Source organism: Bacteroidia bacterium (assembly GCA_019695265.1).
Lineage (GTDB): Bacteria > Bacteroidota > Bacteroidia > JAIBAJ01 > JAIBAJ01 > JAIBAJ01.
The window spans coordinates 1-3922 of the sequence record JAIBAJ010000182.1 but is presented as its reverse complement, the minus strand read 5'-3'; the positions used below and the strand labels follow the sequence as shown (position 1 = coordinate 3922).

At 39.6% G+C, this 3922-nt stretch carries 3 protein-coding genes; all 3 read left to right on the top strand.

Features of this window, described 5'->3' with window-relative positions; genetic code table 11:
- The first annotated feature begins 2 nt into the window (after nt 1-2).
- The 3 genes from K1X82_15045 to K1X82_15035 all read left to right on the top strand — a co-directional run bounded on the left by K1X82_15045 (nt 3) and on the right by K1X82_15035 (nt 3718).
- On the top strand, nt 3-317 hold the full coding sequence (locus K1X82_15045) for a PadR family transcriptional regulator (GenBank protein MBX7183426.1): 315 nt from the start codon (nt 3-5) through the stop codon (nt 315-317).
- A gap of 28 nt (nt 318-345) precedes the next feature.
- Nucleotides 346-2310 carry a PspC domain-containing protein gene (locus K1X82_15040; GenBank protein ID MBX7183425.1) on the top strand — a complete coding sequence of 655 codons (1965 nt, stop codon included), beginning with the start codon at nt 346-348 and terminating at the stop codon, nt 2308-2310.
- Nucleotides 2311-2515: 205 nt separating this feature from the next.
- Complete coding sequence (locus tag K1X82_15035; GenBank protein MBX7183424.1) at nt 2516-3718, top strand: T9SS type A sorting domain-containing protein; 1203 nt, start codon at nt 2516-2518, stop codon at nt 3716-3718.
- The last annotated feature ends 204 nt before the right edge of the window (nt 3719-3922 follow it).

The following is a 3922-nucleotide window of genomic DNA, read 5'->3' as shown; positions in this document are numbered from 1 at the left end:
ATATACAAATGCGAAAAGGAGTGCTCGAATTTTGCATCCTTTCCATTCTTAAGCAACACGATGCTTATGCCAACGAAATCATTGAACGATTAAAAGATGCCAAACTAATCGTGGTGGAAGGCACCTTATACCCTTTACTAACACGCTTAAAAAACGATGGAGTTCTTTCCTATCGATGGGAAGAATCGCCCAGCGGACCACCAAGAAAGTACTACCGAATTACTCCGGAAGGCGAAACGGTTCTGGCCGACTTACTAAAAAGCTGGAACGAATTAGTTGAATCCGTTAACCACATTACTCAATCCCAATCCAAATAATACTCATAACCCGAAATACTTAACCAAAATGAATAAGACTTTAACAATCAATTTAGGCGGATTTGTTTTTCACATCGACGAAACAGCCTACGATATCCTCAACAAATACATTCAAGCTATTAAAGGTTACTTCTCAAATCCCGAAACACGCAACGAAATCGTTAGCGATGTTGAAGCGCGTATGGCCGAATTATTCCGCGCCGAACTTGGCAAAAACAGGGAGGTAATCTCTCAGGATGATGTTACCAAAATAATCTCCATCCTCGGTAATCCGGAAGATTTTGGTGGCGATGCAGAACCCTCTAACTCCAATCAACCCTTCTCAAACCCGCAAGCCTATGATTTTTCAGGCCAAAGTCGTAGAAGAATTTTCCGAGATCCGGACGACAAAGTTATAGGCGGTGTTTGCAGCGGACTAGCCAATTACTTCGGTTTCGACCCTTTATGGCTACGATTAGGTTGGGCTTTAAGTATTTTCTTCTTTGGAATGGGCTTTATCCTTTACCTCGTGCTTTGGCTAATTATCCCTCAGGCAATTACCACTGCCGATAAACTCGAAATGAAAGGTGAACCCGTTAACCTTCAAAATATCGAAAAACAAGTAAAAGAAGAAATGAAAGACCTGGAACAAAGAGCTAAGGAGTTTGGCAATGAAGCTAAAACGTGGGGCAAAAATGTCCCTACCAGTCCTGCCGGTAGGTTTTTCCACGACTTCTTCCGACTATTAGCTCAGGTAATTGTAAAATTTGTCTCCTTTATTGGCAAAATCATCGGAGGTTTCTTTCTCTTCTTGGCTTGTATTCTTGGAATAGTCTTTCTTGCTATCCTTTTTGGCTCCATGGATTTTATTAATGTAAATATCAATCAACAAGAATTTGGTATCAACTTACACGATGTTTTAAACCGAATTTTTGTAACAGAAATCGACCAAAATCTCTTTCTTTCAGCCTTAGCCTTCTTCTCTCTTATCCCACTAATTCTGCTGGTTTACTGGGCTGTTCGAATTCTATTTAAAGTTAAGCGAGGTTTCGCTATCCCGGTGGTTACTACTGGTCTCTTTGCCTTGGGTATTGTACTTCTGATTTGGCCTTTGCGTAACCTAAAAAAGGATACCAAAAGCATGTATGTAGATAAAACTCAAATCAAAATCGAACAAAAAGACACCTTGTACTTCGAAGCTGACCCTAAAACCGAAACCATCATCAGAAACGGATTTAACGATGACGAAGACCTAAACTTTGTTGGAAACTGGAAAATATTTGTAGATAATGATTCCCCTAGCCTCGTTGGTCTTACTCGACTCGATTTCGTAAAATCTCACAACGACTCTACCTGGATCGAAGTAATCCGAAGCGCCAAAGGAGCCCAAAAATCTGATGCCGCCATTCGTGCCAAAGCAATTGATTATGGAATTAGTCAAAGAGAAAGCTTAATTGTTGTCAATGGTTATTTCCCTCTTGCCGATTCCGAAAAACTTAGAAACCAAAAAATCCGTGTGATTGTACACGTTGGACTTGGTAAAACAGTTTATCTCAACAAATCCATCTCTCCTATTATTTACGATATCAAAAATGTTACCAATACCTACGATAACGATATGTTAGGCCACTATTGGACCATGACCGGCGATGGTTTAGCTTGTCCCGATTTCAATGAGGATAAAGCAGATTCAAAAGACCAATTTGACGATGAATCCGAAATGATAGAATCAGATAATGAAGACGGAACAAAAACTATCGAAATCCAAAATATTAGCGCCAATTCCAAATCGGTCATCGTAGATGAAAACGGAGAAAAAACAGAAATTGTCCAAAAAGAAATGGGGCATGGAAATCGGAAAGTGACCGTAAAAAAATGGGACAAAAAGGGTAATTTGATTTCTCAAACAGAGAATATTTCCAAGGACGAATTCATTGAAACCCCTACTCCTCCTACTCCACCTAATTCCAAATCTTCTTCAAAAAAGGAAGTTAAAGTCGAAATCCGTAAATAATTCCTTAAGAAATTTTTAGAATTACCCCTCAAAAGCAATGGGGATGCACGAAGTGTGTTCAATTACGAACGAAATCTGTTCAATTCCATGCGAAAGGCATGAATCCTCAAAAACATTAAACAAAGCAACTTACTGAATATCAACAATTTAAAAATGTGGCATCATACATGCCTACTCCTAATAACCAAATTCTAAATTCGAAAATATGAAAACTTTACTCTATACCGCAGCACTTTTATCCGGCTTTCAAACCCAAGCCGATAACTGGAAAAAATTCAATACCTCCAACTCGGAACTATCCTCCAACATAATTAATACCGTAGCTATTAAAGAAAATACGCTCTGGATTGGAAACGAACATGGAACGGCCTCCTTAAACCTTTCTGATTCATCTTACGACTCTATCCAAAACAATGGACCGGAAATAAATACTTCAACCTTTTTATTTCCATCCAACGGCGAAGTTTGGGCAGGCACCGATGAAGGAATCGCTCAATTCGATGGACATAGCTGGAATGTCCTTACATCCCAAAACAGCGGACTCCCTTTAAATGTAATTCGCTGCATGTTTACCGACCACCTGGGAAATACCTGGATTGGCACCTGGGGAGGTGGATTGGCCAAACTTTCCAATACCTGGGAAACATTTTCAACTTTCAACTCCAACCTTGTTTCCAATGGAATAACTTCCATCACCGAAGACAAACAAGGACGAATTTGGATAGGAACCTTTAATCGTGGTATCTCCATTTACGACCACGGAACCTGGATTACCCTAAATACCGATAACTCTATGCTGCCGGCCAATGAAATTAACAGCCTTTACGCCGATGGTAATTCGGTTTGGATAGGTACCTCGCATGGTATTGCAAAATTTTATAATGGACAAATGACAAAATTCACCACCGCCAATACCGGAATTGTCTTTAACCAGGTCAACTGCTTTATTCGGGAAGGCAATGACTTGTGGATAGGATCCGACGGAGGTTTACTCCGTTACGACGGATTGGGACTCATCGCTTACAATACGGCAAATTCGGGACTGCCGCAAAACGATGTGGTTTCAATCGCAGTTGATCCTAATGGCAATAAATGGATTGGCACTTCCGGCGGCGGTTTGGTGGAATTTAATCAAAATGGAATCCCGGCTGAAATCAACGAAATCTCAAATCCTTTAGCTCAAATTTATCCCAACCCTTGTGTTAATGAACTAATTATCAACAACATGGAAAAGGATGACCTTCAGTTACAGTTATTCAATCTCCACGGGCAATCCATAAGAACAATCTCGGTTTCTCCTTCTCAATCAATCCAACTTTCAACCGCCGATTTACCTTGCGGAGTTTACATTTGCGAATATATAAGTAACCATAAATCAGCAAAATTCAAACTAATTAAAACCAATTAATACTTAAAATACACCAATTTAGCGCGTAGGAATAATTTCTTACGCGTTTTTTTTGTTTTTTTTGAAAACAATCGTTAGCTGCCCGAAAAATCTTCATCCCCGCTATCAGCTATAGTTTGCAGATTCCATCAAAACCCAAATAGTGAGCTTTTCCAACCTTCCATAACTAAACGTATAGTATCATTTCAACCTGCAAAGCTATTT

What these genes read in the sequence shown, in the direction of transcription:
- K1X82_15040 (MBX7183425.1), top strand. Translation starts at nt 346, where the DNA reads ATGAATAAGACTTTAACAATCAATTTAGGCGGATTTGTTTTTCACATC.
- K1X82_15035 (MBX7183424.1), top strand. Translation starts at nt 2,516, where the DNA reads ATGAAAACTTTACTCTATACCGCAGCACTTTTATCCGGCTTTCAAACC.